The sequence below is a fragment of the Microcoleus sp. PH2017_28_MFU_U_A genome (assembly GCF_020738035.1).
GTDB lineage: Bacteria > Cyanobacteriota > Cyanobacteriia > Cyanobacteriales > Microcoleaceae > Microcoleus.
In genome coordinates this window covers 90,308-113,860 of record NZ_JAEQCX010000022.1, presented here as the reverse complement: position 1 = coordinate 113,860, position 23,553 = coordinate 90,308, and the positions used below count along the sequence as shown (strand labels likewise).

Genomic DNA, 23,553 nt, shown 5'->3' with positions numbered 1-23,553 from the left:
TTCCAATTTGATTCAGCAATTTGCCATTGGTGAAGTGGCTGCTAGCGCAGCATTATGAATGGCTTGCTAACAAAACTTTGAATCTGAGAAGTTCCCAACTATCATCATGAAACTGCATTCACCCATTTGCGATCGGCCAGGGTTAAGCCGAAGCAATTACAAAATGCTAGAAAGGCTGGGCCTTACAACTGTACGAGACTTACTGCTCTACTTTCCCCGTGATTACATTAAGTATCGACGAGTAAAAATTAATCAGTTGAACGTAGGCGATTCAGTCACGGTTGTAGGTAAAATTCAACATCAGGAAGTAGTCAGTCCGCCTAAAAATTCTAGGCTAACAATTCAGACTATTATTGTCAAGGACAGAACTGGTAAGATTGCCTGCAAGCGTTTCTTCAGCCACCCGTACTACCAATCAAAAAAGTGGAGGAACGAGCAAGGCGCCACCTATGTTGCTGGAAGCATTGTTGCTATATCTGGAATAGTCAAAGCCGATAGCTATTGCGGAATGACATTAACTTCCCCTGAAATCCGATTAATCGGTCTAGACGAAGCCAAGGATACGAAAAATTCAATTATCCCAATTTATCCTTTGACAAAGGGAGTTAGCAACGAAATTGTCCAAGATGCAGTAACCTCAGCTTTGGAATCTGCCAAGCTGCTAAATGACCCCCTGCCGCAGGAGTTCAGACGACAACATAGTTTGATGGAATTACAGAAGGCGATCGCAAACATCCACCAGCCCCCAGACGAAACAAAACTGGAAGCTGCCCGCCGTCGCCTGGTATTTGATGAGTTTTTCTATCTTCAGCTATCGTTTCTCGTGCGTCGCCACCGACTTTTGGCGCGATCGGCTCTTACAAAAATAACTCCTGCTGGCCCTCTAATCCAACAGTTTTACTCTCAACTTCCCTTCTCGCTTACCTCAGCTCAACGTAGGGTCATTAACGACATTCTCAACGACATGACTTCCAAAACGCCGATGAACCGACTGGTACAGGGGGATGTCGGTTCTGGTAAAACAGTTGTTGCTGTCGTTGCTATCCTCGCTGCCATCCAGTCTGGCTACCAAGCGGCACTTATGGCACCTACAGAAGTGCTAGCCCAACAGCATCACAGGAAGATTGCGACGTGGTTTGAACGCCTTGGCGTTTCTGTTCAATTGCTGACGGGTTCTACCAAAACCGCCAAGCGCAGAGAAATCCACGCCCAATTAGAGACAGGTGAACTTTCACTATTGGTAGGAACTCACGCGCTTCTGCAAGAGAAGGTCAACTTCAACAAACTCGGTCTGGTAGTCATCGACGAACAGCACAGATTCGGGGTGCAACAGCGGCAGGATTTACTGAACAAGGGAAACAGACCTCATGTACTGACGATGACCGCGACTCCTATTCCGCGTACTTTAGCACTGACCTTGCACGGGGATTTGGATGTCAGTCAGATTGACGAGTTACCGCCCGGTCGTCAGAAGATTCACACGAAAGTGCTTAATAAAAGCGCTTCAGCATACGATTTAATCCGCCTTGAGGTACTTCGAGGTCGTCAAGCGTACATCATCCTTCCCCTGATCGAAGAATCGGAAAAGCTAGATTTAAGAGCAGCGGTAGCAGAATACGATCGACTGTCAAGTGAAATCTTTCGCGAATTTAGAGTTGGTTTGCTGCACGGTCGGATGACATCAGTAGAAAAAAATGAAGCCCTCAACTCATTCAGCGACAACAAAACCCAAATACTGGTTTCCACGACTGTTGTGGAAGTGGGCGTAGATGTTCCAAACGCTACAGTCATTTTAATCGACCATGCCGATCGCTTTGGCTTAGCTCAACTGCACCAGTTAAGAGGTCGCGTCGGTCGCGGGTCTTACCGTTCCTACTGTCTGCTGCTCAATACCAGTAAAACAGCAGAAGCTAAGGCACGTCTTGAGGTGTTGGAAACATCCACCGACGGGTTCTTTATCTCAGAGATGGATTTGCGGTTGCGCGGACCGGGAGTTGTGATGGGCTACCGTCAGTCGGGTATTTCGGAATTTGCTTTGGCGAATATACTGGATGATGAGGATTTGCTGAATTTAGCTCGTTACATGGCAGTAGCAATTGTTAAGAGTGACCCGAATTTAGAAGGGCATCCATTGATGGTTGCAGAACTCAAAAGACGAGGGCTGGAGAGTTGGAATAGCACTCTTAATTAATTGTTCAGACCAGTTTTCAAATGATAGGAGGCTTTGGTCGGTCAGCAGGGGTAATAAATCCAATTCAGTTAACGATCGCTAATCGGGAACATACCAAATAGAACGACCGAGAATTTGAGAGGTTTCCAATGATTATTTCTCCTCTGCTACTTCTAGATGATATGCTTCCCCGTTAGGCGAGCGTCATTCGTGAAATTGAGCAAACTGTCTCTCATTAATAACTCTTTTCAAATAGTCAAAGTTGGGAACAGTTATGAAAGAACTCATCTGTTGAATAATGGCTTGACCGTAACCATTAAAGTACTCCTGTTTTTCTACTAACCCGCTAACAGACTCTGGAAGCGGGTCTAAGAATCTTTTGATACTATTTTTTTGGTCTAACAGGTGATAAAAATAACCAAGTACCGTGGCAACGCAGGCTGCATGAAAAGCTCTGTCTAATGGTCTAGGAATTAGCTTTACCGCAGACATGACTAGAGCTTCTGGCTCATCTAATTTTTCTGTATTTTTGTAGAGTCCATAAACTGCCTCACCTAAAAGTAAATTTATGTGCATGAACTCGTGCAAAATTGATTCTACATACGTTTCAACAGCCCAATGTTGACCAGGAGCAATCCAGATAACTCCGAGAACGTAAGATGAAGTTCCCGAACCACCGCCGTTATTTTCTTTGAGTGGGGACTTTACAAAAACAATGTCACTAATCAAGATACGAACCATTTCAAACAATCTTGAGTCTAGTTGTTGAATTAATAGCAATGATTGTTCAAACTTGTCTTTTATGAGAGCTTCTTCTTCTGGTGTAAACTCCTCGATCAATCCGAATCCACCATTCATAAATGCTTCTTGAGTTCGAGCAATTCTCCTTGTACCAAAAGAAATAGATGGCATATCTGCCAGTGTAAGATTACTTCTTTGAAGCTGGGATAACTGAATAGTGAAAAGTTCTTTCAAGTTACTATGGCATGGCTTAAGTCCAGAATTTGCATGGACAAATTTAAAAACATTAGTGGCTGTATGAGGTAAATTGATAAAAAACATGGGGTTCTCCTTGTTTTTAGATATTAGGGGAAAATTTGAACGATATTTCAGTTAACAAGGAAGTAAGAAACTTCACTCCCTTGTCAACCTATCTATTCAAGAAACTAGAATACAAAACCAGATTCTTGCTTTGCCATGTAGTTAGCAATTGATTCTTTTACAGCTTGAGAATCACGCTTAACTTCTGTTGCCATGCTCTCAAGTAAGTCGTCAATTTCTAACTCTTTTTTGACAGTATTTGCTTCGTGTTGAGACATAAGTCACCTCTCTAAATTAATGTGTTGGTTTTGCTGTTTTTGTTGGGTTAATTTGACCCACTACTCAACAATAACAATGGCTTAAACGCTTGTCGGTAATCAAATGCTGGTAAGCGCGCTCGCGCTTATTTTCTGGGTAGGGTGGACATTGCCCACCCTATCAGTCACAAACACCTAAGTGTTTTTAGTCGTCATCAGCACTATCTTCTAACGTTTATTTTCCGCGAGTTCCAGTGCCACCACCAGTGCTACCGTGTCCGCCACCGCTTTGCCCGCCAGAACCATTCTGACCACCGCCATGACCACCGCCACCAGTACCATGACCACCGCCTGTACCATGACCACCCTTATTATCTGGGATTATGCTTGTGTTGTAGCTCATAATTACCTAGCCTTGTTTTGTTGTTTTGTGTTTTTGGGGTGATTTGTTGCATCACTCTTTGAGGCTAACAATCTAGTTGTAAGTCAGCCATCTCAGAAGGGATCAGCTATAATCACGGGTAAACGGGTAAAATTTGATCCTTTCTGCTCTTGACAAACAAAAAATTTAAGTGTATGCACTCCAAATACCTAAAGGCTTCTGAAGATGGGTTTCAGCAAATCCAGCAAGCCTTACAAGAAGCACAAGATAGTACAGGCTGGCCAAAAGATAGTGATGAATGGCTAAAATATGCAGCTAAACTCAATGATTCCTCATGGACAGAAGATGATGAAATCCCCAAAGGTTTTTCTATACAAACATGGAAACGGTTTATAAATGGAGAGCCAATAGGTACACCCCTTAATATTAATGCCAAAGCATTCAAGATTTTTTGTAAGGTCTTAGGTTTAAATTGGGAAGAAATTATTGAACATAATCCTACTGAACAAATAAAAATTTTAGAACCCAGATATCTGCTTGGATATCGATGTCAAACTGTCTGGGGTCGAAATGATATGATTGAGGATATATTGCAACGTTTAAATAATCCAAAAGAATTACCTATCTTATGTCTATGGGGTGGTTCAGGATATGGAAAAACGGAATTAGCCTACCAAATTTCTCAAGAGGCTATTCATAGAAAAATGTTTGAAAATATTTTATGGGTTACAGCTAGAGATAGTCAAATTGTTAATGAAAAAATTGTGTATGTAAACTCTCAAAATTATACTTTACATATGTTTTTACAGGAGATAACAGAACAGCTTGATTGCTCATTTCAAAAAATTAAACAAAATATCAAAAACCAAAAATTTTTAATTGTTATAGATAATGCTGAAACTTCCGATTTAGAAGAAATTATGGCTTATCTTATTGACTTATTAAGATTTAGTCGAGTTCTTATCACTAGTAGACTGGAAACTAAACCTCAGTATGTTAGAATAATAAAAACTCCAGGATTAGACAGAAAGTGGGCTGATAAACTATTACTTGAAGAAGCTAAATGTAATGAAATATCAGTTATCCTACAAGCTACTGAAGAACAACTTAGTCAAATTTATGAACTATCTTGTGGCGCACCTTTAGCATTACATTTTGTTGCTGGACGCGCTTATCATGATCGAGATATTGAACCAGTTTTATCCGAACTACAACAAGCTGGAAAACGAGTTGAAGTATTTTATCAATATTCCTTAGAAACGGCATGGTTAAGAATTAATGAAACTGCACAAAATATATTGCGATATATTGGATATATTGCTGATGCTGGCATCACTTTAAATGATTTAGCTGCTAGTCTTAAGGTGTCATATTCACAAGTAAATCAAGAAGTTTCTCAATTAAGAAGATGGTATTTAATCGAAGATAAAAAAGATAATAAAAATATTTCAAGAATTGACTTACACCCTTGGGTGAGAACCAGTGTTCGTCAGAAAATAGTTGACAATTGGAAACCCTCAACCGAATATTTAAAACAAATAGCTAATTTAAAGAAAGAACAATTTACATGGAATCCCAGTATAGACAAACCTGGCATTTAAATTCATATGAAGAGAGAAGAAATTTTATACGACTTCTTTCTCTTTTACAAAAAGCAAATTTACATGAAGAAGTTTTAGATCTTTGGAAAAGAGCCAATAAAGGCTTGTGGGAATTATGCTACTGGAATGATTATTTTGAATGTACAATGATTGCTTTAGACTCTACAAACAGTTTACATGATTTTTCGTCCCAAAGTTTAATTTTGAGAGAAATTGGATGGAGTTATATGGAATGGCAAGATTATGATAATGCTGAAAGATATATGAATCAAAGCTTGCAAATAGCTAAATCAATTCAGGATGATTATAATCAGTGTAATTCAATGCGCTATTTAGGAATACTTTTATATAGGAAAAAAGATAGAGAAATATCTTTGGACTTTTATCTACAAGCATTACGAATTATTCATAATAATCGAGAAAATATTTCTCCTATACCAAAAATAGAATGGGCTTATCAAGAAGCATCAATACATAATCTGCTAGGGAGCGTTTATCTTAAGTTACACAATTTTTCCGAAAGTTATCACCAATTAAATATAGCTATATCTCAATTTGAAAAACTAGGGAAATCTTATCGTTATTATCAAATACCACCTCTATTAAATTTAGGCAAGTGGTATTTGATAAACAAAGAGTACCAAAAAGCTAAAGAATTTTATGAAAAATCGTATCAAATAAGTAAAGAAATAAGTAGAACAGATACAATTGCTGCTTCTCTTTTTCGATTAGCTGAGGTATATAATGAAGAGAAAGAATATCAAAATGCTTTAAACCTTTTAGATAAAGCATTAGAAATTAGTGGAAAAGAGATTATTTATGTCAGAGAGAAAATCTTTATTTTAATAAAAAAAATAAAGACAAATTTGGAGCAATAAAAACAACTGTTATTTTCATTATTAAAAATTATTTGTTAAGGAAATTAAACTGACAATAGATGAACCTGTTTCTTCTTCGGAAGTTCTTTGCCTAGCAGAAAATAGAATATCTTTTCGAGATGATGTACAAAGATTAATATTTTCAATATTAGATTTTAAAATACCGTTAATCATTAGTTGTTGATAAACAATAGGAGTTAAATCTAAAAAATATTTTTCATTTCTTTTAACTAAAAACTTCATCCACCCTAAATTTTCTAGAAAATCAAATATATCTTCTGTAACTTCATAACAACAAACATGAATAAAGGGACCGATACCTATGATAATATTAGACATTTGGGAATTAAAATTGTTTTGAAACTCCCTTAAGCAATTGGTTATAATTCCTTGTGATAGACCTTTATAGCCTGCATGAATAGCACCCACTACTTTATTTTTAGGATCGAACAGAAGTAAAGGAATACAATCAGCAGAATAAATCGCTAAAATATGATCTGTTACATTACTTATTAAACCATCAACTCCTAATCTAATTGACCCCCCATCACCTATCTGACAAATGTGAACATTTTTACCATGTACTTGTTCAGCAAAAATTATTCTATTCAAAATATGATTTTCTTGTTCTGGTGTTTGTAATCCTTTAGCAATTCTTGAAAGGGCCTTATAGCCTATAAAAGGATTAATAGATTGCCAGGTTCTAGTGGAAATAATATTGAATATTCTGTATGAATCAAATTTGGTAAAAGAAATTTTATCTGGCATTGTGGGTATTTTATTGATGAGATAAGCAATATATTTTTATATTTTATCTTAAAAATCTTAAATATGAACCTTTAGATACACCGCAACACCTAAACCAATATTAAGACCGATCACGGTGAAACATAGTCCAACAAAGGCTAGAACCAATGCTGAGAACTGGATTCAACGGAAGAAAGCCGCTGAGGGCTTCAGGGGGGTGACAAGATCAGGGCAATCGCATCTAAATTAGTCTTGACAAAATGCTTTAAATGTGTATTTACGTAAAGTTGGGATCAGCCATTTAACTTGGCGATCAACTTAAAAATTGTTTTCTAAGTAAGATTGGCGAAATCTCATTTTAGCCATATAAGTAGCTTCCTTAACTGTCCATTGCTTATGCGAAAGCAAATCAGCAACATTTCCCAACTGAACTAAACCTCTATAGTCACCCGTAATTTGACAAATAACTCTAGCAATAACTCTACAACAAGCATCAGGGTATTTGACAACTTGCAACTCAGAAAACCGAATCACTACCCAATTTCTCTCTAAAAAAAACCGATTGCGCTGACTATCTTTATTCCTATCCACACAATGATGAGGCTTTCCCGTTCGCCCATCATAAGGTTCATCAATCTCAATATCTATCGCTAAACCTGTCGGTTTATGAATCAGAATAAAGTCAGCAGTGTAACGAAAAGATGTACCGGGTATAGGAAACTCACCACCCATGCAGAAGTCATAAAACCCAGAGAAATAACGACATAAGTAAACAAAAAACTGTTTTTCACTTACCCCTTGCTGTACTCCTCCCTTACTCTGACTTGCTGGCGGTTGAACAATTTTTTTCAACAAACTTTTAAGCAGCTTAGATTGCTCCTGCAACATAAAATTATATTGCTCAGTTTCCTTGCCATTTGGCTGCAAGTAACACAATTGATAACTTTCGTATTCGGCTAACTGTTGTTGATACTCAGCTAGTCGTTGCTCATAGCGATCGCGCACTTGAAAATCAATAAACCGCAGATAGGAAAAAGTCGCCACTGCACTCACTGAGGAACAGGTCAGCGATGACCAGAAAGCCATAACACTCATGCCAAACAGCCAGTTAACCAACATTACTACCGCAACACTGGCTATCCAAAGTTGAATTATCAGGGAATAACGAGAATTATTGGAAACTGGCGATCGCGGCGTCAAAGGCGGTTTTCTTGTAGAGGAAGCACTTTCTTCCAAAATAGGTATCGGGTTATCCGCGCAAAACTGACGAATTGAATCGGGGATAAGAATAACTGGGTAAAAGCCTCTTATTTGGCTCATGGTTATGCTTTCTGTAGGCGATGTATAAGCTCAGACTATGTGTAGTTTCAGCCTTTAACCTACTAAATATGCGCGTCGTATCTCATCATGCCAAGGAATTATACACACCTATACCTAATTGGCGATGTCATCGACTTATACATGGGCTAACGCCCAGATATTGGGGTGGAAATAATAATTTGGTACGCTACTACTCATGCCTACAAATCTGCCCAATAATACACAAAAAGTTGCCACAGACCGTCTCAAATCGACGCGGGACAAACTGACAAGAAAAATCAAATTGGCATTGAAGGCTGCAACGTCCGAAGAAACTCTGGAAGTGTGGATGTTGATGAAACGGCAGGAACTCAAAAGAACGACTCCTGGGTTATCGGAACAGCAGATGGAAAGCGTCGTGCGATCGCTAATCCTAGAACTCGGCTATGACATCATCGCTACCTCAACTGCCTCACCTGCTGCTGCATCGCCAGAACCAGAAGTTCAGACAGATGAAAGCGAAGTGGATGACGCGGATGAGGATAACGATGCTGATTTCACTAACGACGATCTTGAAGGCGACGAAGATAACTTTTCAGAAGAATTATCAGATGTATCTGAAGAAAAACTTCCTTCTCGCAAGCAGCGGGTTCCTGCTTTGAAAAAAGTTGAAAGCTTAAGGGCTTCTACGCGAAATGGAAAGCACTATTAAGCATTGTTGAATTTGAAATCGTAGACGAGGTTTTACACAACCGTGTCCCTACAACAATGTGAAGCTGACGACACAAGAAATACACTCATTTCCTACACTAATACTTCTTTGCTGGGAAGAGTGGATTTCAAATCGGACTCCCTAGAACTTATCCCAGAGACGGAAATTTTGGAAGTAGGCGATGAAAGCATTGACTCTCATAGTTTGGAACACGAACTCACGCCAGAAACGCTAGCCATACTCGCTAGCATTGAAACTTTTGATGAGTATTTTCATTGTTGCGGAAGGTGGTAACTAATGTATTTAGCCAAAGATTCGTTAGCCAGATATTCGATACAAGCAGTCGAACTCTGGAATCAATTGGAAACTGCTGAAACTCCCGAAGAAGAGGAAACTATCCTCAAACAACTCTGGGAAATTCAGACAGACCAGGAAATTGCTGTTGACACTCAAGCCGAACTAGCAGACCAACTAGATGCTGAAATTTGTGCCGTCAAAGCACGTTTAAAACACTTAGTAGAACTGCATAATGAGGCAATTGAACGACTGGAACGGTGGCGCAACAGTCTAGATAAAACCCTGCTACAATTTCACTCAATGGGAGTAATTCCTACAGAGATTGTGGGGCGATCGCGTCACATCCGACTCAAGGAAAATCCGCCGAGTTGCGAAGTGTTAATAAATCCTTGTGATTTGCCAACAGAGTACCGCACAGAAAAGCTAGTTGTTACACCCAACAAACGCAAAATCCTAGCTGACTGGAAACAAGGCATTCCCGTTGATGGTACTCGAATTGAGCGTAAACTCAGAGTTGAATATGGAATAGTACCATCAAATCTTACCTCTGCAACTGAGGTAATTTCTAATCGGGCTGCTGCAAACTCTCAGGAAACTCATTCAACTACAACGCAGAATACTGGGCGTAAAGAAAAGGCGATCGCTAAAAGCGTTGATCGTTCTAACAAGAAGATGAAAGCACGAGCCGGGTAGGGGTAAATTTTCAGACAAGCAAGCGTGGGAGGTTTAACTAACAGCAGATAGTTGTTATATCGCTATCTGCTAAACCATTTTTTTGAAGTAATTTAGGACATCTTAATCCATGAATAAACAAAACAACCATTCCTTTGACATTTCAACATTTGACACAATTACCTACCGAATTTATCGAGGGAAACTTGCCATCTTAATTGAGGATGGAGACGCTCGCATCGATATATCGTTTCCCATAAAAGATGGGCGATTGTTCGTCCTCCTTGGTTCTATAAGAGCCGCTGTAGCTGAAGCAATGACCGATTACTTAGAAGTAGAAGCCTACGCTGATGAGCCGCTACTATTATTAAGTGGATCTTTGAATAAAAATAAGTTTAATTAATATTAATAAGGGGGCTAACGCCCATAAGTAGTATGATAAACTATTAAATAGCATAGCAAAAATGAAATGGTTGACACCAGAAGAGGCAGTCGCGGTCGCTAATTTATCGGTAACGAGCGAAGAGTTAATTGAGTATACAATTAAAGCCGAAAATGAAGAAACAATAGAGGAAAAATTCCAAAAGATTGGACTGCTATTTGACCGCGATCGCTGGCAAGCCAAAAAACATTATCTAGGTCTCCTCTCGCCAGCTAAAGTTAAAAAACCAGTCGCTACTAAATCATCAACCTCTGCAAGCGATTCAGAATCAATAGATGATGATAATTGGGCAGAGGAAGATGAAGAAAATACTGTCTCTGAAACTGAAGAATTCCACAATTTACAATCCGAACATCAAGAAGAACCTTATATCTTAGAGAAATGTACTGTCGAAGTGCACCTGACATTTAAACCAGATGACGGCCATCCAGACGGACGAATTGTAATTATTTCCGCAAGTAGTCACAGGGACTTTCCTGTTAGCCAAACGATAAGGGAGTCATCCTTGGGAGAATTACCGCCTCCTCTAAAAGAACTGCTGAAGGAACTTGTAGCAGATTTTCCCAATCGCCAAGTGCGGCGACAGATTGCTAATGCTCGCAACCAAAAGAAAAGAAGCGCTAACCCAAATAAACCTGGAAGCGAAGCAAGTAGCACCACTACGTCTACAACTTCTACAGAGTCTAAAACTACTGGGACGCAACTGACCTTATTTGGGATTTGAACGACATACCTACTTTTGGGAAAAAAAAATGACTTCAAAAAAGAAAGTGCTAATTTCCTTCGAGGGACAACAGCATCCTGTTGATGAGGAAATAGCAAATGATGATAACGAACTCCGCAAATTGCTCACAACTTATTACCCAGATTGCGCCAACGCCGACATCATTAGAAAACCTGGACAATTGATTACAGTAGCCAAACGCAACGGCTCTAAAGGAGTAAAATAACCATGAAAATGACTCCTTTAGAATTCCTCATTAATGCACCAGAAGAAGTCAATCCAGCACTATCTATGTGCCGGAAACTACAACGGTTAGAGCTTTCTGGCGAACTCGATAGCGCGACTATGAAAGAAATGGTAAAAGCTATTGAGTTAGCTATTTCAAAAGGGACAGACGATGTGAGAGCAGTTGAGCAAACTAAGGAACGATTGTTAAATAGTCGCTCTGTAGCTGGTGCAGTTCCAATGGGGTTTTAATATGGCTGCAATTTGGAATGCTAAATCCGCTCTGCAAATATTACAGCAGTGCCAACCAATCACCGACTTTAAATCAGCAACCGACTATTTGTGGACTAAGCTGAACACTTATCAGCTACTCAGTCTTTATCAAGAATTGTTTCCTTTAGAATGGGAAAAAAGCCAATCCGAAATCTACTCTGAAGATGAAAGTCACAGTCCGAAGGAGTTGGAGTTTATTTCGCTAGTTAGCGAACATCTGTTTCCCATTGACGACATAATTATAGAGGGTGCTTATGAAGAGCGCCTCTATCAAATTCCTGTCTCGCCCAAAGGAGTAGATTGGCAAGACCATGAAGAAGGAATTGACGCATTGCGAAGCGGATGGCAGATATTACTGCCGCTTTCGCAGTCAGGTAGATGGTGGTTGGAATCCGTAGCAGGTGAGGAAGGGGAATCGTGGTACGAATGCACGTTTGGATACAGCTTGAAAGACATTGCAAATCCCGAAAAAACTAACTTCAAACTTCTTAAAAGATTAGCCCGTCGTGTTGCACCTCCTATCAGCGATTTGCCGACAGCATTAGCACTCCTTGACTTGGAAACAGGAAATATTTGGCTAGACCAAAGTGTTTGCTGTGAAAGTTACTGGAATCGCAATTTTGAATCAAGACCCTGGACAATTGAAGACATTAAATTCCTAGCTAGTGAATGGAAAAAAGCCAGTCAGCTATTAGATAAAGCCTGCGAATTGATTGACTGGATTGAATCTGACCCTAACACCAATTTTTCGCACATCTTAGCATTATGGAATCTGACATTGCATCTGAAGTAATTCGAGAGGTACTAGAGGTTGCCCCTCGAAAGTTGTCCGCTATTCAAGCCGAACTTCTCTTTATTGAGGGCGGGACTTACATTTTTCACTATCAATCTGCGGACAGTTCTAAGTACAAATGTCTGTCTCCAGCAACTCTGCGAGCAGCTTTTGCAAATACACCCATTGATTCGGGTTGGATAAACCCTGAATCGGGGATAGTACGTTGGGGAACTGGCAGCGCCGGGGAATGGACAATTAAATTTGTACCACCTCAGAAACACGAAATAAATCTGTTGGAATCAAAGCACTTGATTCCTTTACCAGCAATGGTGTTTTTGGGGTTGAAATCTGATTACTGGATTTGGGCAATTAAAGGCTCGAAATTTGACCCAGAAGCAGAAGCTTTTCACGTTCCGCTACCCAATGTTTATTTGCATTCCTATCAATCTTGCGGACGCATCTGCTGGGGAGATAATAAACCGCCTGTTGCTTCGCCCAATAATATTACAAAAGCTTGGGAATTGTTTATCTCTAGTCCTTTCAACGGACATTTGAGCGATGGCAAATCTAGGGCACAACCCAGTGATATACGCGGACAACTCGAAAAAGCGGTTAAACGTTCATCTTACCCTGTTAAAGATTTAATTGCTACCAAGCAAACAATTGCCAAATTAGTTGCAGCAATAACTGATGATTGAACCACCAAACTTAAATCCATACCAGCTAGAATTGGTCGATTATAAGATTGTCAAACTCGGAGAAAATCCGCCGCTTCACTCTAGCAGTATGTTCGAGTACCTGATTGGCAGCAATGGAATTTTTGCTAGAGCGGTTAGACTGGGTTTAGAAGTGATAATTCCGGTGGAACTTTTTACTGCGTCACTCAGAGGATTAGAACCGATTGAGCCTTTAGTCCGATTAACGCCCGGACGAATCCCTCAGCAGATACTCATCCAAATGTGGAAGGAAAGTTGTATCGCCGCGCTTGCAGAACCACCGTTAGAAATTATTTTCCACATTCATTATGAGCAAGGACAATGGCAACTTGTAGTTCCAGAGCAAACGCAAAGTTCTGCTAGATGCAAAGCGATTGAATACGGTTTAGATTCCTCCTACATTAACGCCACTGTAGAGGTACATTCGCATAATCGAATGGCAGCTTTCTTCTCTGGTGCTGATGATGCGGATGAAGGGGGTTTCCGCATTTTCGCAGTTTTAGGGAAAGTGACTGAATCGAGTGCTGAAATTATTTGCCGCGTGGGAGTTTATCGGCAATTCTGGCACGTTCCTGCTGACTGGATATTTGAATTGCCTAGTTTCATTGTAGATGTCACAGTTGGCGGAGAAAAAAACTATTTGATTGATAAATTTTACTCCACTTCTGTTGCGCCATCTTTGTTAGATGACCCTATCGAATTACCAACAACAATTGGAGATTTACCCCATGTTTAATTATGATTATTTGTCAGCTTCGCCTTTGATTGTCAGACAAGCCAATTCGATTGATTTTTGGCTAATTGGGGCGGGAGGAACTGGTTCTTGGCTATCGTACCATATTGCACGGTTGGCACGGAGTTTGGGTAAGTCGGGGAAGAAGGTGCAATTTGCGATCGCAGATCCCGATCTAGTTGAAGAGGCCAACATCAGCAGGCAAGCTTTCTGCGATAAGGAAATCGGACTGCCCAAGGCGCTGGTTCTAGCGTTGAGATACTCTATCGCTTGGGGAGTTGACACGACGGCTTTCGTGCAGGAATTTGACCCCAAGCTAATCCGCTACGCCTACGACAAACTGACCATCCTGGTGGGGTGCGTGGACACGGCAGCCGGCAGAGCGGCAATTAATCAGGCTCTGGAGTTAAACCAATTTTACAGCCGTTCTGAAATTCCCCGCGTGTGGTATCTGGATTGCGGAAATCATGCAGCAGCCGGACAAATTTTGCTGGGCAGTTCTTTGGAAACTGACCCGGAGTTCTATAATTTTGGGGGGCTGGGATGTGCTAGGCTGCCATCTCCGGTGCTCCTGGCTCCTGACCTTTTGAAACCGAAACCTGAAGAGTTGACAAATAATCTATCTTGTGCTGAGATGGCAGTGCTGAATGTGCAGAGTGAGAGCGTGAATGTTCGAGTGGCGGCTGAGGCGGCGGATTATTTGTACCGGATGGCTGCGGGCAATCTCAAGCGGTTTGCGACCTATTTTGATTTGGAGAGTGGGACGGCGCGATCGCTCTACATTACCCAGCAATCGGTGTGTGCGGCGTTGAAATCTAACGCTTGAGTCTAACATCCGTCACTCGCCCAACCAATGTCCCGATAGAAAATCTTCCATCAAGACTCATTTAAGTCATGGTTTAATCCTTCCCCTCTCCTAGCCTCTGGCTGGCAGCGATCACTTCCCTCAGCATCGTCTCCCGGGTTATCGGTTCCTCAACTTCATCTCTAAAAAGGGCCTGTGCTGCACGTTCTTTTCTCGTCAGGCGTTCATATTCGTCGCTCTCAATAGTTTTGTCGCATAGCAGAATCAGATACTCTACATCCCGCGTCTGCCCCCTCCTATGAATTCGATCCAAACTCTGCAAATAGTGAGCTGCCTGGTTAGACATAGACTCATAAATAGCCAAACGCCCTCTGTGTAGTGTTAGCCCTGCCCCTGCCGCAGCAGGGTTGGCGACAAATAACATCGTTTCGTTATCTTCTTGGAACTTACGCACTGCCTCCCTGCGCTTTGCAACATCACTAATTGTCCCGTCGTACCGCACTGGATTGAAGTGACTGTACCTTTTAACAATGGCGTTAAGGGATGCGGTGTAGAAAGACCATAAGACAACCTTTTCGCACTTCTGGTTAATCGCCTCCTCAAGTATGCCGTCAAGCGCTATAAGCTTGGCAGGTATCTCTGTGTACCCCTCGACAACAGATATGGGATTTGAACATATCTGTATGAGCGCGCTACGACGAGCCAAAAAAGAAGTCAGTTGTCGCTGGAATGTCTCATCATCAGTAGAACGCAGGTCAATAATTAGGTTTCTTAAAGCGGCTGCGTACACCCTTTCCTGTTCAGGTTGTAAGGGGACAAAAACACGATGAAAACTTTTAACAGGGAGGTCTGGAAGCACATCAGTTTTAAGGTGACGAATGAAAAGACCTCGATGTTCGATAGCTTGTTGAACAACCAAAAGAGCTTGTACACGGTCATCTGGGATGTTTACCCCATCAAATGTCAAGCCAAAGTCCACGATGTTGAACTGTTGGATGAGGTCTTGGGGTGCATTGGGGGCAGGGGTGCCACAAAGTACGAACGCACGACCGCACCATTCACGGAGTCGGCGTAGGGCTTGAGTCCTCTTAGCCTCCAGATTCTTGATGTAGAAGGACTCGTCTACAACCAAAACAGCACGATCCTGGTAGGAACGGAGTAAAGCCCGTAACTCATCCTCCATAGAGGCTGCTGTCTCGAAGTTTGTAACAAGTACGTCAGCCCCTGATCCTATAGCAATGCGCTTTTGTTTCCGGGAGCCACTCACAACCTCAACTTTGTAGAGGTCTCCCTTGAACCGCTTAAAGTCACGCGGCCATTCAGCCACCATGCTCTTTGGTGCCACAATGAGCGCGAAGTCCACCTGATCTCTAGCTACGAGTACGTCGAAGGCAAAAATCAGGGTAACAGTCTTGCCAGCCCCCTGCTCGTCGAACACACACAACCCGTAACCTTCTGGCTGGGTCATGGCAGCGACGTTCACCAACTGATGGTCATCGAGGACATCCAGCCCATCAACTTCGGTGAGGTAGGTTTTGGCTACAGACTGCCCCCCAGTAAGGATTGTGTTAACCTCCTTATAAAGTTGTTGATGCCTTTGTCTCACCCGTAACCTGTTTTCCGCAAATAGCTTTGCCTCTGCACTCCACCGAAGGTCAGCAGCCACTTCAGCGTCTAGAAGTGCGCTAACGTCCTCAGCCGCTATCCATAGCCCGTCAGCCGAGCGGTGTACCTTGACTCCAGGGAGAGCATTCCTAAGTAAACCGCTTAACGTATGGTAGTCTGTAACCTGACGTGGGGTAATGACTAGGCGCTCCAACAGGTCTGATATCCGCACATCCGCTGTAATGGTTTCTATCGTTCGTCCTCTCATCACTCAATGCCTCTCTCCCGTAGAATTTCTGTGACCATCGGTTCCACCAACTTCAAGGCTTTTAATAAACCCTCAAGGTTTTCCGGTTTGATCTGATCACGAAATGCTCTAGGGGGTAATTCTTCAAGCCATTTGACAAAGGACTCAATTCTTGAATCAGCACCCACTGCCCGCCTTTGAGCACCCTGAAGATTGGCAGTAGTGATTGCATCTTGAATATAATCCTGAGCAAGATCTAGATCCCTTTCATTTCGCGCTCGCGCCAACAATTCACGAGATTCTGGGTTATTGAGCGTCTGCTTTAGAGCGCGAACCTGTAGCACGTTCGTAAATTTGTCATCTAATAACAAGTCGAAGACAGTGTGCTTTAATCCATCGTCTTGGTTAAGCGTAAACGCAATCCCACCATGCTTTGTCTCCCCGCTAGTTAGTTCATTAAAATACTGGAAGTACCTATCGGCTCGGTGCTTAACTTCATAAGGGTCCCGCTTTTTCTGGTTAATGTGATACTCTTCAAAGTCAATGACCCAATCTACCATTTTCAAATATCTGCTGACTGTGGCAGTGTCAGGGCCAAGAGCAAACTTCATGGATAACTCACGCTTCATTTCAGCCTGCCGTTGGCGACCAGGCACTCTCGGCTCTAGTGTTAGCATCTCCTGCCATTCTTCATACACTTTTCTCGCCTTGATGGAATCAGGCCAGTCCAGCTTGCAGTCTGATTCAAAGTTGAGCGAAACGACTACTGCGTTCCGGTCATCCTCTGTGGCGTGTTCAGTGAGCTGCCAAACTTGGATAGACTCTGCCCGTCGCTTCTGTTCCAAGTTAAACTCGTTACTGCTCCGAATGTAGTAGCAGGCTGCAACCCTACGGTTTCCGTCCAACAAAGTGCCGTTTATATCTAAAATCGGCGGCTTGCGAACCCCATTGATAGCTATACTCCTTGCAAGTTCGACAATTTCAAATTGATCGCTCTTTTCATCATCGGCAATACCAGGAAGTTCCATCTTACTCAGCATGATGTCCAGGAGTTCTTCTGGGTTTGGGTCACGACTGTTCTTCTCACGGAACTGTCCTAAGTGGATATCAAGTCGATCGTTCTTGTTCCACAGAGCAATGTCAGTAATCTTTACAAAGCCTGAACACATCGGCACTGACCTGCCTTGGAAAAAAGGTGTCGGGAGAACTGCTGCAGGTTGGATACCGTTGGAGGCAACAAGTTCGAGTCTCTTAGTTTGGGTGGTTGGCTCAGTAGTATCTAGCATTACTTGTTCGCGGATCTGAATAATCTGTTCAACGATTTGATTAATGTCACCTGACAAGGACTTGCTGGCAGCTTCGTCTCCCCTCTGGCTGGCACTACGCTTTAAGACAGTGATAACTTTCGTTAAAAGCTGAAATGCCTCGTTTGGTGGGAGAGGATTGTCCTTACCCTGTTGCAAAATCTCTTCTACTTCTTCGGCTACGTCTGCCGAGATGCGGCTGGCTTCTTCAATGACCGCCTCTATCAACTGTCGGACATCTTGGCTAATGTCTGTTTTTAGTACCATTTTTTGTCATCTCCCTTGTAGGGCTAAACCAACTCTTGCTCGTATTCGCTCTGTTCTTCATAATCACGCTTCAAATGGGCAACATCGCGCACCTGGGCAGCTAATCCCTCCTCACGAACGATTCTTTCTAATCGGTCAAATCCTCTTTTTTTTGACTGTCGGACTACATCTAAGGTCAGCCCAAGTGCTTCAGCAATCTCAGCGTTCGATATATCCATGCAGTCTGCTGCGAGTGCATCAAGTATGCAGGTCATCACATTCTGGACATTGTGTTGACCCAACCTTGGTAGCAGAGAGCGGACTATGGCAATAACTTGCGATCGCTTTTCCTCCCAGTCCAACTCTTGAGTAGAACTGTCAAGAGCGTCTTCATGTTCGGTTGACGAGTCTGGGATTTGTTCTAACTCATCAGAAGTAAGGGTTTTACGGTTTTTCTGCTGTGTGCGGTAATAGTCGCAAGCTTTGTGGTCAGAAGTCTTCCACAGGTAGGCAACCAGGTTTGAAACCTTTTTGCGATCGCGGATTGCTACATAAAGGATGTCAACAGCTTCGGCCACAATGTCACCCACCTCGTCATTTGATAGCGAGTTCCACTTCAAGGCAATTCGCCTAGTAAGACCGTCGAGGACGCCGCTACGGTGCAGAGCCTCAAGCATTCTTCTGGGGTCACCCACAGCAGCAACTTCGTTGGCCAGCCGCAGGAATTGCTCCTGCTGCTCTTTTGTAATATGTTCCGACTGTCCATTTGAATTTGGCTCCCGGCTGTCTTGCATCGTGGACTTCCTACTTATTAGTCATGGTTGTGACACATGAACGTGGTGAACGCAGTCAGAGAGAGATGCTTCCCTCTATTTAGATGTCTGAGCCGTGACACCCCTGCTTCCAGTACCGCACTAGCAACAGACCAACCTGCTAAAACCGAATAAAAAACGCGCCTGGTTGAGTCGTTATTGCTTTACAGACAAAAGTAGGATTTACCCTTTACAAAATAATTTAATATTGAAGGTTTAGCTAAAATGCTTATTAGCCTAAAAGGACGGCTACCGCCGCCCGTCAAATAAACTAAATCCTATCGATATATGTAGGGTCAGCCTGAATTCGCTCGTCGAAGTCCATATTCTCCCATTCTTCAATAACCCTCCCCGGTCTGTCCATCAAATCCGCAGGAGCACTGCTGGGACGCACGAATGGGTATTTATCCTCATCTTCAGGAGCGATCGCCAATTCCACCAGCTCAGTATCTTCATCTTCAAACAGAGCCGGATTAACACTTGTATCAACCTTTAGTTCCATTTCAATCACCTCAAAAACACTTCCAACGGTCAACACTTGACCAAGTTTCAACCTGTTAAGGCTTAGATAGACTTTTCTTACCTGCCTTACCAACTGTTTCAACAATTCTTATTATAACACCTCGATTCTAGGGAGAAATCAACTCATGGTCGCCACAGTTGTTACCGAACAAGGACTCAAGATTCCCGTTTTTGATGCTGCTTACACTGATGCCAAAGGTCGAAATGTAGGAAAATTTTTCAACAACCCAGAAATCCTACGCCACTCGATTTTGCAAGCAATGTTTCAACCAGACGAACTGAAGACATTAATGATTGTCAAACTTGACAAATCCAATCCAGATCCTAGCCAATTACGCGCCAGCATCCACGACCCCGAAGATGGCATCAAGCGACGCATGATATTTCAATCTGGCAACAGTTATTACTTTGGTGACGAAACCCTAGCCAAAAAGATAGGAGACTTATTCGCAACCGAAAAAGACACCGCCTGTCGCTACGGTTCTCTACTGGTCAGCACTTGTATGTCCGGCGTATCAGAATGCGACAACCTGCGAGTAAAAATTGTTGATTTCACCGACCCGCAATATGCTAAATATCGAACCGGAGACTGTCACGGTGCAATCAGTTACGACTTACTCAAAAGCATCGGCGGCGAGAAAAATCGAGCCAGCCAATTTCGTTTCGCTTGGCTTCGCAGTTGGAATACAGAAAATACAGAATCAACACCTCAAGTCAGCTTTCTGGCTAAAGGAACGCTCCGCCCCGATGACAATTTACTCGACTCATTAGCCGATTCCGAAGGTAACAAACCCCAACTCATTTTAGACCGCTCTAGCATTAAAGGCATCAATAAAAAACAACTCAAAGAACTCATTCCTTGTGGCGATTACGAATTACCCAAAGCCATCCTTGGAAACCGCAAAAACAGTCAAATCGGCATCACCCAAACAAGCTGGCAGTCCACCGGGGTTTGGTTCGACGAAGCAGCCCAAAGACAAGACCTAGTGCCAGCAGCTAAAGCCGAAGCCCAAAGGCTGGCAGCATTGCAGCGCGACCCGATGAAATTGCGCCAAGCCATGATTGAAGATTACGACAGGCGCGAAGCATTTTTGGCTCGTTTGAACGAAAGAAAACTCAAGGAACAGCAGGACAAACTATCAACTACAATTGACGACGAAATAAACGGTGACAGCGAGGAAAGTACCGAAGATAAAAAGCGGGAAAGACAGGACATTCAGATGCTAAAAGCCGATAAATTCGGACTGATGATAGGCAGTCCCGAATTCACCAATATGGCAGAAAGGTGGCTGGCATCCAAATGGCGAAATCTGGCAACCAGGGGAGCTTTATCAATGACTTCTGCAATGGCACTACCCTGCGAAGATTTACCCCAAGGCACGGTTTGCGCTAACCATTTAGAAGAAGGAGAATGCGTTCAAGGTCGATTCCCAATTCTTAACAAAGATGGTCTGAGGATATATCAAAATGTACACGCAAAAAACCTGGAAAATATTCCAGAGGAAACCCGCGCTGTCATGGCGAAAATCAAAGGGGTAATTTGGTTCAATCCCAAAGACTTAGAAAAGTTCCATCAAGGAGACTTTGACGGTGACGAACCATTTGGCATTGAATCTGGAAAACTTCCTCACATTGCCCAACAAATCTTACCAGCACAAGACGGGTTATTTGACTTCGGGGAAGTGGTACAAGCTGAGAAAGTTCCCTATACGAAAGTTCGGTATCGAGAAGACGATTCTGAAGTCAGACAAGGTAAAGTTAAAGCAGGCGATCGCAAGTTTACCACCCTAGAACAAATCGGAGTTGCCAGTTCTCAAAATGAAGTCGGAATCGTCGCTTTAGCCATTGGTAAAGTAGCAGCAGCACTCCCCAACCCCGGCGAAGATGAAAAGCTATTTCTCAAGCAGCAAAAGCGATTTATCGCTGCTCTCAGCATCATGGAACAGTACGAAGTTGACTACCAGAAAAACTCGCTGCGGGGTAAAGATGCCAAAGAAGTGAAAGAGAAAACAGGTTTAAACCCCGACACTTTACTCGAAAAAGTAGACGAATGGTGCGAGAAACATAAAAGCTGCACTTACTTTTTCCAGTACAAAGGAGACGACCGACTGTACAAACAATTTCCCATGCCCGCCGACTTTCCCAATGCTGTTTACGTCCTAGCCAAAGAAGCCGTTAACCCTTATTGGGAACAGACGCGACTCATCCACCGCAACCGAGATGAATTTCAGCACATTCTTCCCCCTATTCCGGCTCATTTAATCGTGTCAAAAGACAATCGCCAGCAACTGAATGCAGCAGGCCTTGAGTATGAAAAAGAAGGGAAGGAATTGCACGTTTCCTATGAGTACAAAAATGCCTTAGTAGAGAGAGGAATCGAGTACCGACACAGCAAAGAAAATGACCTGCCTTGGGAAGAAAACGAATTGCAATGGGCGAAAGACCTGGTGCAGCGCTTTCAAGAGGACAAAAGTATTATCTACGATCGCACTGGCAGCGACATCAAAGCTCGAAAAGAGGAAATGGGCAAACTTTATGACAGCTATCGAGCCGAAATTGACGAAATTTGGGATACTCCAGACAGAAAAACTAGAGCGGCTCATGCCTTATTCCAAGCTACCCACACTTCCGATAATCTGAGCAAACACCGGACAATTTGCCAGAAGGTGGCAGAGGATTTGGAAATTACCTTTTCCCTCCAAGAAGACTACGAATTGCTGCACGAAGCCTTACCGCGAGATGTCTACGTGCTGCAAGTTCCTTTCCAGAAAGTGAAAACAAAAGATGGCAGAACTATTGACCTACCAAACCAATGGAAAGACGCACTGGATAGCAAAGGCATTGAATATGAAGCCACTGCTCATCCCGAATTACCGTTAGTTGAATTCGCCTTCAAAAACTTACCTCAGAACATGGTGGCGAAACTGGATGCTAAATACGGAGACAATTCTAACGATCGCATCGACACCGACTCTTTGAAGGTAACAAACTACTCCGGTAATGAAACCAGACTCCTCATCGTACCTCCCGTCGATTGTCGGTGGATCGAGTCTCAAGATAAAGCAGGTAGAGGCGCACTTGTCTACAAACTGTTCATGGATGAAATCTCCGATGCTTTGTCAAATTATCGGGTAAATCAAATAGAAGTAGTCAATGTCAAACATCCCGATAACGACTACTCAGAGGAAGATTTCTCCAAGTCAAAATGGAAAGATCGGAAAGTCACTGTGCAAGTGGGAACGATCGATTTACCTCCCACTCACGAGAAGTATTACCGATTTCAAGGCACTCCCATTATCCAGCTTGACGGGGAAAATTTGGGTACATTTTCCCCCGAAAGTCCTAAGTTGCCCCCTGGAACTACTTTTGAGGCAATGCTTTCCCCCGACAAAGGCGGCAGGTCGGTTATGCTGAAAGTCGATCGCGAATCGATTCGGTTGCCTGAAATTCAATTGCCATTGATCGATTCACCTGAAGTATCTCAGAGTTCTGAGTTGGCGAAAACTGGGCGTAGCGCGATTCGCTCAGCGATCCACCCAAACGGAATCGCTCAAAACAGTAGCACGTACCAACCGCCAAAATTCCAACAAGAATCTGCTTCAAAACCAGAAACGGCAGTTAATAACGGAAAGCGCGACACCACCAACGCTAAAGCTGACAACTGGCGGCTTTCTCTGCAAGACACGCTTTTTAGCGTCGTGTCGGAAACATACAAGCAACGGCGATCGCACCTTCCTTCCGATAGTACCCAACACTTCAAGTTTGGCGACAACCAATGGACGGCTTACGTGCAGCCTAACGGGGATTGCTTTGTCAGAAACGAGTCCAAGCGCACCGTGTTTAAAGCCAACGTTAACACCGGGGAGGTTCAAATTCCCCTGACAGAGCAAGCTGCGGCTCGTTTCCAAGAGATGATTGTAGAACGGGAAAAAGCTTTGTCCCAGTCCCGAACTACTTTCACGCCTGCGACTGAATCGAAACCGAGGGAGTTGGAAATGGTTTAGTTGAGTGGGGGTGGTTGGGTTTTAAGGGGCGATCGGGGAGGAGCCAATGGAAAATTTTCCATTG

At 42.9% G+C, this 23,553-nt stretch carries 24 protein-coding genes; 15 read left to right on the top strand and 9 right to left on the bottom strand.

Going from position 1 to position 23,553, the window contains the following annotated elements:
* Window positions 1-106 precede the first annotated feature (106 nt).
* Window positions 107-2,191, top strand: a complete 2,085-nt coding sequence (gene recG, locus JGK14_RS01260; protein ID WP_325314667.1) for an ATP-dependent DNA helicase RecG — start codon at window positions 107-109, stop codon at window positions 2,189-2,191.
* A gap of 183 nt (window positions 2,192-2,374) precedes the next feature.
* Here recG and JGK14_RS01255 read toward each other — a convergent pair whose 3' ends face one another.
* The 3 genes from JGK14_RS01255 to JGK14_RS01245 form a co-directional block, all read right to left on the bottom strand.
* Window positions 2,375-3,232, bottom strand: a complete 858-nt coding sequence (locus tag JGK14_RS01255) for an aKG-HExxH-type peptide beta-hydroxylase (RefSeq protein WP_325314666.1) — start codon at window positions 3,230-3,232, stop codon at window positions 2,375-2,377.
* Between the two features lie 104 nt (window positions 3,233-3,336).
* Window positions 3,337-3,489, bottom strand: a complete 153-nt coding sequence (locus JGK14_RS01250; RefSeq protein WP_325314665.1) for a hypothetical protein — start codon at window positions 3,487-3,489, stop codon at window positions 3,337-3,339.
* A gap of 214 nt (window positions 3,490-3,703) precedes the next feature.
* Window positions 3,704-3,871, bottom strand: coding sequence for a hypothetical protein (locus JGK14_RS01245; RefSeq protein ID WP_325314664.1), 168 nt, complete (start codon window positions 3,869-3,871; stop codon window positions 3,704-3,706).
* A 173-nt stretch (window positions 3,872-4,044) separates the two neighbouring features.
* On the opposite strand from JGK14_RS01245, the gene JGK14_RS01240 reads away from it, so the two are divergent.
* Both JGK14_RS01240 and JGK14_RS01235 read left to right on the top strand, forming a co-directional pair.
* A complete protein-coding gene (locus tag JGK14_RS01240; protein WP_325314663.1) occupies window positions 4,045-5,451 on the top strand; it encodes an NB-ARC domain-containing protein in 1,407 nt (468 codons plus the stop codon).
* Window positions 5,418-6,329, top strand: a complete 912-nt coding sequence (locus tag JGK14_RS01235) for a tetratricopeptide repeat protein (protein WP_325314662.1) — start codon at window positions 5,418-5,420, stop codon at window positions 6,327-6,329. The genes JGK14_RS01240 and JGK14_RS01235 overlap by 34 nt, the downstream gene beginning before the upstream one ends.
* A 21-nt stretch (window positions 6,330-6,350) precedes the next feature.
* Here the strand turns inward: JGK14_RS01235 and pgeF are convergent, their stop codons facing one another.
* Together pgeF and JGK14_RS01225 are read right to left on the bottom strand one after the other, a co-directional pair.
* Window positions 6,351-7,097: a peptidoglycan editing factor PgeF gene (gene pgeF, locus JGK14_RS01230; RefSeq protein ID WP_325314661.1), complete on the bottom strand. Its 747-nt coding sequence runs from the start codon at window positions 7,095-7,097 to the stop codon at window positions 6,351-6,353.
* Between the two features lie 297 nt (window positions 7,098-7,394).
* Window positions 7,395-8,195, bottom strand: a complete 801-nt coding sequence (locus tag JGK14_RS01225) for a hypothetical protein (RefSeq protein WP_325314660.1) — start codon at window positions 8,193-8,195, stop codon at window positions 7,395-7,397.
* Between the two features lie 397 nt (window positions 8,196-8,592).
* Here JGK14_RS01225 and JGK14_RS01220 point away from each other — a divergent pair, with 397 nt between their 5' ends.
* From JGK14_RS01220 to JGK14_RS01170, 11 genes are all read left to right on the top strand, one after another.
* The gene (locus JGK14_RS01220; RefSeq protein ID WP_325314659.1) at window positions 8,593-9,087 is read left to right on the top strand and encodes a hypothetical protein; all 495 of its coding nucleotides are present in this window, start codon (window positions 8,593-8,595) and stop codon (window positions 9,085-9,087) included.
* 42 nt (window positions 9,088-9,129) lie between these two features.
* Window positions 9,130-9,381 (top strand): hypothetical protein, encoded by a 252-nt coding sequence (locus tag JGK14_RS01215; RefSeq protein ID WP_325314658.1) that lies wholly within the window; start codon window positions 9,130-9,132, stop codon window positions 9,379-9,381.
* 3 nt (window positions 9,382-9,384) lie between these two features.
* Window positions 9,385-10,077 carry a siphovirus Gp157 family protein gene (locus JGK14_RS01210; protein ID WP_325314657.1) on the top strand — a complete coding sequence of 231 codons (693 nt, stop codon included), beginning with the start codon at window positions 9,385-9,387 and terminating at the stop codon, window positions 10,075-10,077.
* Between the two features lie 109 nt (window positions 10,078-10,186).
* Window positions 10,187-10,459 carry a hypothetical protein gene (locus JGK14_RS01205; protein ID WP_325314656.1) on the top strand — a complete coding sequence of 91 codons (273 nt, stop codon included), beginning with the start codon at window positions 10,187-10,189 and terminating at the stop codon, window positions 10,457-10,459.
* A 61-nt stretch (window positions 10,460-10,520) separates the two neighbouring features.
* A complete protein-coding gene (locus JGK14_RS01200; protein WP_325314655.1) occupies window positions 10,521-11,222 on the top strand; it encodes a hypothetical protein in 702 nt (233 codons plus the stop codon).
* A gap of 28 nt (window positions 11,223-11,250) precedes the next feature.
* A complete protein-coding gene (locus JGK14_RS01195) occupies window positions 11,251-11,448 on the top strand; it encodes a hypothetical protein (protein WP_325314654.1) in 198 nt (65 codons plus the stop codon).
* Window positions 11,449-11,450: 2 nt separating this feature from the next.
* On the top strand, window positions 11,451-11,699 hold the full coding sequence (locus tag JGK14_RS01190) for a hypothetical protein (RefSeq protein ID WP_015211754.1): 249 nt from the start codon (window positions 11,451-11,453) through the stop codon (window positions 11,697-11,699).
* Window position 11,700: 1 nt separating this feature from the next.
* Window positions 11,701-12,513: a hypothetical protein gene (locus JGK14_RS01185; RefSeq protein ID WP_325314653.1), complete on the top strand. Its 813-nt coding sequence runs from the start codon at window positions 11,701-11,703 to the stop codon at window positions 12,511-12,513.
* Window positions 12,486-13,193 carry a hypothetical protein gene (locus JGK14_RS01180; protein ID WP_325314652.1) on the top strand — a complete coding sequence of 236 codons (708 nt, stop codon included), beginning with the start codon at window positions 12,486-12,488 and terminating at the stop codon, window positions 13,191-13,193. The genes JGK14_RS01185 and JGK14_RS01180 overlap by 28 nt, the downstream gene beginning before the upstream one ends.
* A complete protein-coding gene (locus JGK14_RS01175) occupies window positions 13,186-13,947 on the top strand; it encodes a hypothetical protein (protein ID WP_325314651.1) in 762 nt (253 codons plus the stop codon). Before JGK14_RS01180 ends, JGK14_RS01175 begins: the two co-directional genes overlap by 8 nt.
* A complete protein-coding gene (locus JGK14_RS01170; RefSeq protein ID WP_325314650.1) occupies window positions 13,940-14,770 on the top strand; it encodes a ThiF family adenylyltransferase in 831 nt (276 codons plus the stop codon). Before JGK14_RS01175 ends, JGK14_RS01170 begins: the two co-directional genes overlap by 8 nt.
* Window positions 14,771-14,843: 73 nt before the next feature.
* Here the strand turns inward: JGK14_RS01170 and JGK14_RS01165 are convergent, their stop codons facing one another.
* The 4 genes from JGK14_RS01165 to JGK14_RS01150 all read right to left on the bottom strand — a co-directional run bounded on the left by JGK14_RS01165 (window position 14,844) and on the right by JGK14_RS01150 (window position 19,465).
* Complete coding sequence (locus JGK14_RS01165; protein ID WP_325314649.1) at window positions 14,844-16,622, bottom strand: DEAD/DEAH box helicase; 1,779 nt, start codon at window positions 16,620-16,622, stop codon at window positions 14,844-14,846.
* On the bottom strand, window positions 16,622-18,172 hold the full coding sequence (locus JGK14_RS01160; protein ID WP_325314648.1) for a hypothetical protein: 1,551 nt from the start codon (window positions 18,170-18,172) through the stop codon (window positions 16,622-16,624). Before JGK14_RS01160 ends, JGK14_RS01165 begins: the two co-directional genes overlap by 1 nt.
* Window positions 18,173-18,195: 23 nt before the next feature.
* Window positions 18,196-18,945: a sigma-70 family RNA polymerase sigma factor gene (locus JGK14_RS01155; RefSeq protein ID WP_325314647.1), complete on the bottom strand. Its 750-nt coding sequence runs from the start codon at window positions 18,943-18,945 to the stop codon at window positions 18,196-18,198.
* A gap of 289 nt (window positions 18,946-19,234) precedes the next feature.
* Window positions 19,235-19,465, bottom strand: coding sequence for a hypothetical protein (locus JGK14_RS01150; RefSeq protein ID WP_325314646.1), 231 nt, complete (start codon window positions 19,463-19,465; stop codon window positions 19,235-19,237).
* Window positions 19,466-19,610: 145 nt separating this feature from the next.
* Between JGK14_RS01150 and JGK14_RS01145 the strand changes: the two genes are divergently transcribed.
* Complete coding sequence (locus JGK14_RS01145; RefSeq protein WP_325314645.1) at window positions 19,611-23,489, top strand: hypothetical protein; 3,879 nt, start codon at window positions 19,611-19,613, stop codon at window positions 23,487-23,489.
* Window positions 23,490-23,553: the final 64 nt, after the last annotated feature.

Coding starts and splice junctions, on each gene's coding strand:
- recG (WP_325314667.1), top strand. CDS start 107: ATGAAACTGCATTCACCCATTTGCGATCGGCCAGGGTTAAGCCGAAGC.
- JGK14_RS01255 (WP_325314666.1), bottom strand. CDS start 3,232: ATGTTTTTTATCAATTTACCTCATACAGCCACTAATGTTTTTAAATTT.
- JGK14_RS01250 (WP_325314665.1), bottom strand. CDS start 3,489: ATGTCTCAACACGAAGCAAATACTGTCAAAAAAGAGTTAGAAATTGAC.
- JGK14_RS01245 (WP_325314664.1), bottom strand. CDS start 3,871: ATGAGCTACAACACAAGCATAATCCCAGATAATAAGGGTGGTCATGGT.
- JGK14_RS01240 (WP_325314663.1), top strand. CDS start 4,045: ATGCACTCCAAATACCTAAAGGCTTCTGAAGATGGGTTTCAGCAAATC.
- JGK14_RS01235 (WP_325314662.1), top strand. CDS start 5,418: ATGGAATCCCAGTATAGACAAACCTGGCATTTAAATTCATATGAAGAG.
- pgeF (WP_325314661.1), bottom strand. CDS start 7,097: ATGCCAGATAAAATTTCTTTTACCAAATTTGATTCATACAGAATATTC.
- JGK14_RS01225 (WP_325314660.1), bottom strand. CDS start 8,195: ATGTTGGTTAACTGGCTGTTTGGCATGAGTGTTATGGCTTTCTGGTCA.
- JGK14_RS01220 (WP_325314659.1), top strand. CDS start 8,593: ATGCCTACAAATCTGCCCAATAATACACAAAAAGTTGCCACAGACCGT.
- JGK14_RS01210 (WP_325314657.1), top strand. CDS start 9,385: ATGTATTTAGCCAAAGATTCGTTAGCCAGATATTCGATACAAGCAGTC.
- JGK14_RS01205 (WP_325314656.1), top strand. CDS start 10,187: ATGAATAAACAAAACAACCATTCCTTTGACATTTCAACATTTGACACA.
- JGK14_RS01200 (WP_325314655.1), top strand. CDS start 10,521: ATGAAATGGTTGACACCAGAAGAGGCAGTCGCGGTCGCTAATTTATCG.
- JGK14_RS01195 (WP_325314654.1), top strand. CDS start 11,251: ATGACTTCAAAAAAGAAAGTGCTAATTTCCTTCGAGGGACAACAGCAT.
- JGK14_RS01190 (WP_015211754.1), top strand. CDS start 11,451: ATGAAAATGACTCCTTTAGAATTCCTCATTAATGCACCAGAAGAAGTC.
- JGK14_RS01185 (WP_325314653.1), top strand. CDS start 11,701: ATGGCTGCAATTTGGAATGCTAAATCCGCTCTGCAAATATTACAGCAG.
- JGK14_RS01180 (WP_325314652.1), top strand. CDS start 12,486: ATGGAATCTGACATTGCATCTGAAGTAATTCGAGAGGTACTAGAGGTT.
- JGK14_RS01175 (WP_325314651.1), top strand. CDS start 13,186: ATGATTGAACCACCAAACTTAAATCCATACCAGCTAGAATTGGTCGAT.
- JGK14_RS01170 (WP_325314650.1), top strand. CDS start 13,940: ATGTTTAATTATGATTATTTGTCAGCTTCGCCTTTGATTGTCAGACAA.
- JGK14_RS01165 (WP_325314649.1), bottom strand. CDS start 16,622: ATGAGAGGACGAACGATAGAAACCATTACAGCGGATGTGCGGATATCA.
- JGK14_RS01160 (WP_325314648.1), bottom strand. CDS start 18,172: ATGGTACTAAAAACAGACATTAGCCAAGATGTCCGACAGTTGATAGAG.
- JGK14_RS01155 (WP_325314647.1), bottom strand. CDS start 18,945: ATGCAAGACAGCCGGGAGCCAAATTCAAATGGACAGTCGGAACATATT.
- JGK14_RS01150 (WP_325314646.1), bottom strand. CDS start 19,465: ATGGAACTAAAGGTTGATACAAGTGTTAATCCGGCTCTGTTTGAAGAT.
- JGK14_RS01145 (WP_325314645.1), top strand. CDS start 19,611: ATGGTCGCCACAGTTGTTACCGAACAAGGACTCAAGATTCCCGTTTTT.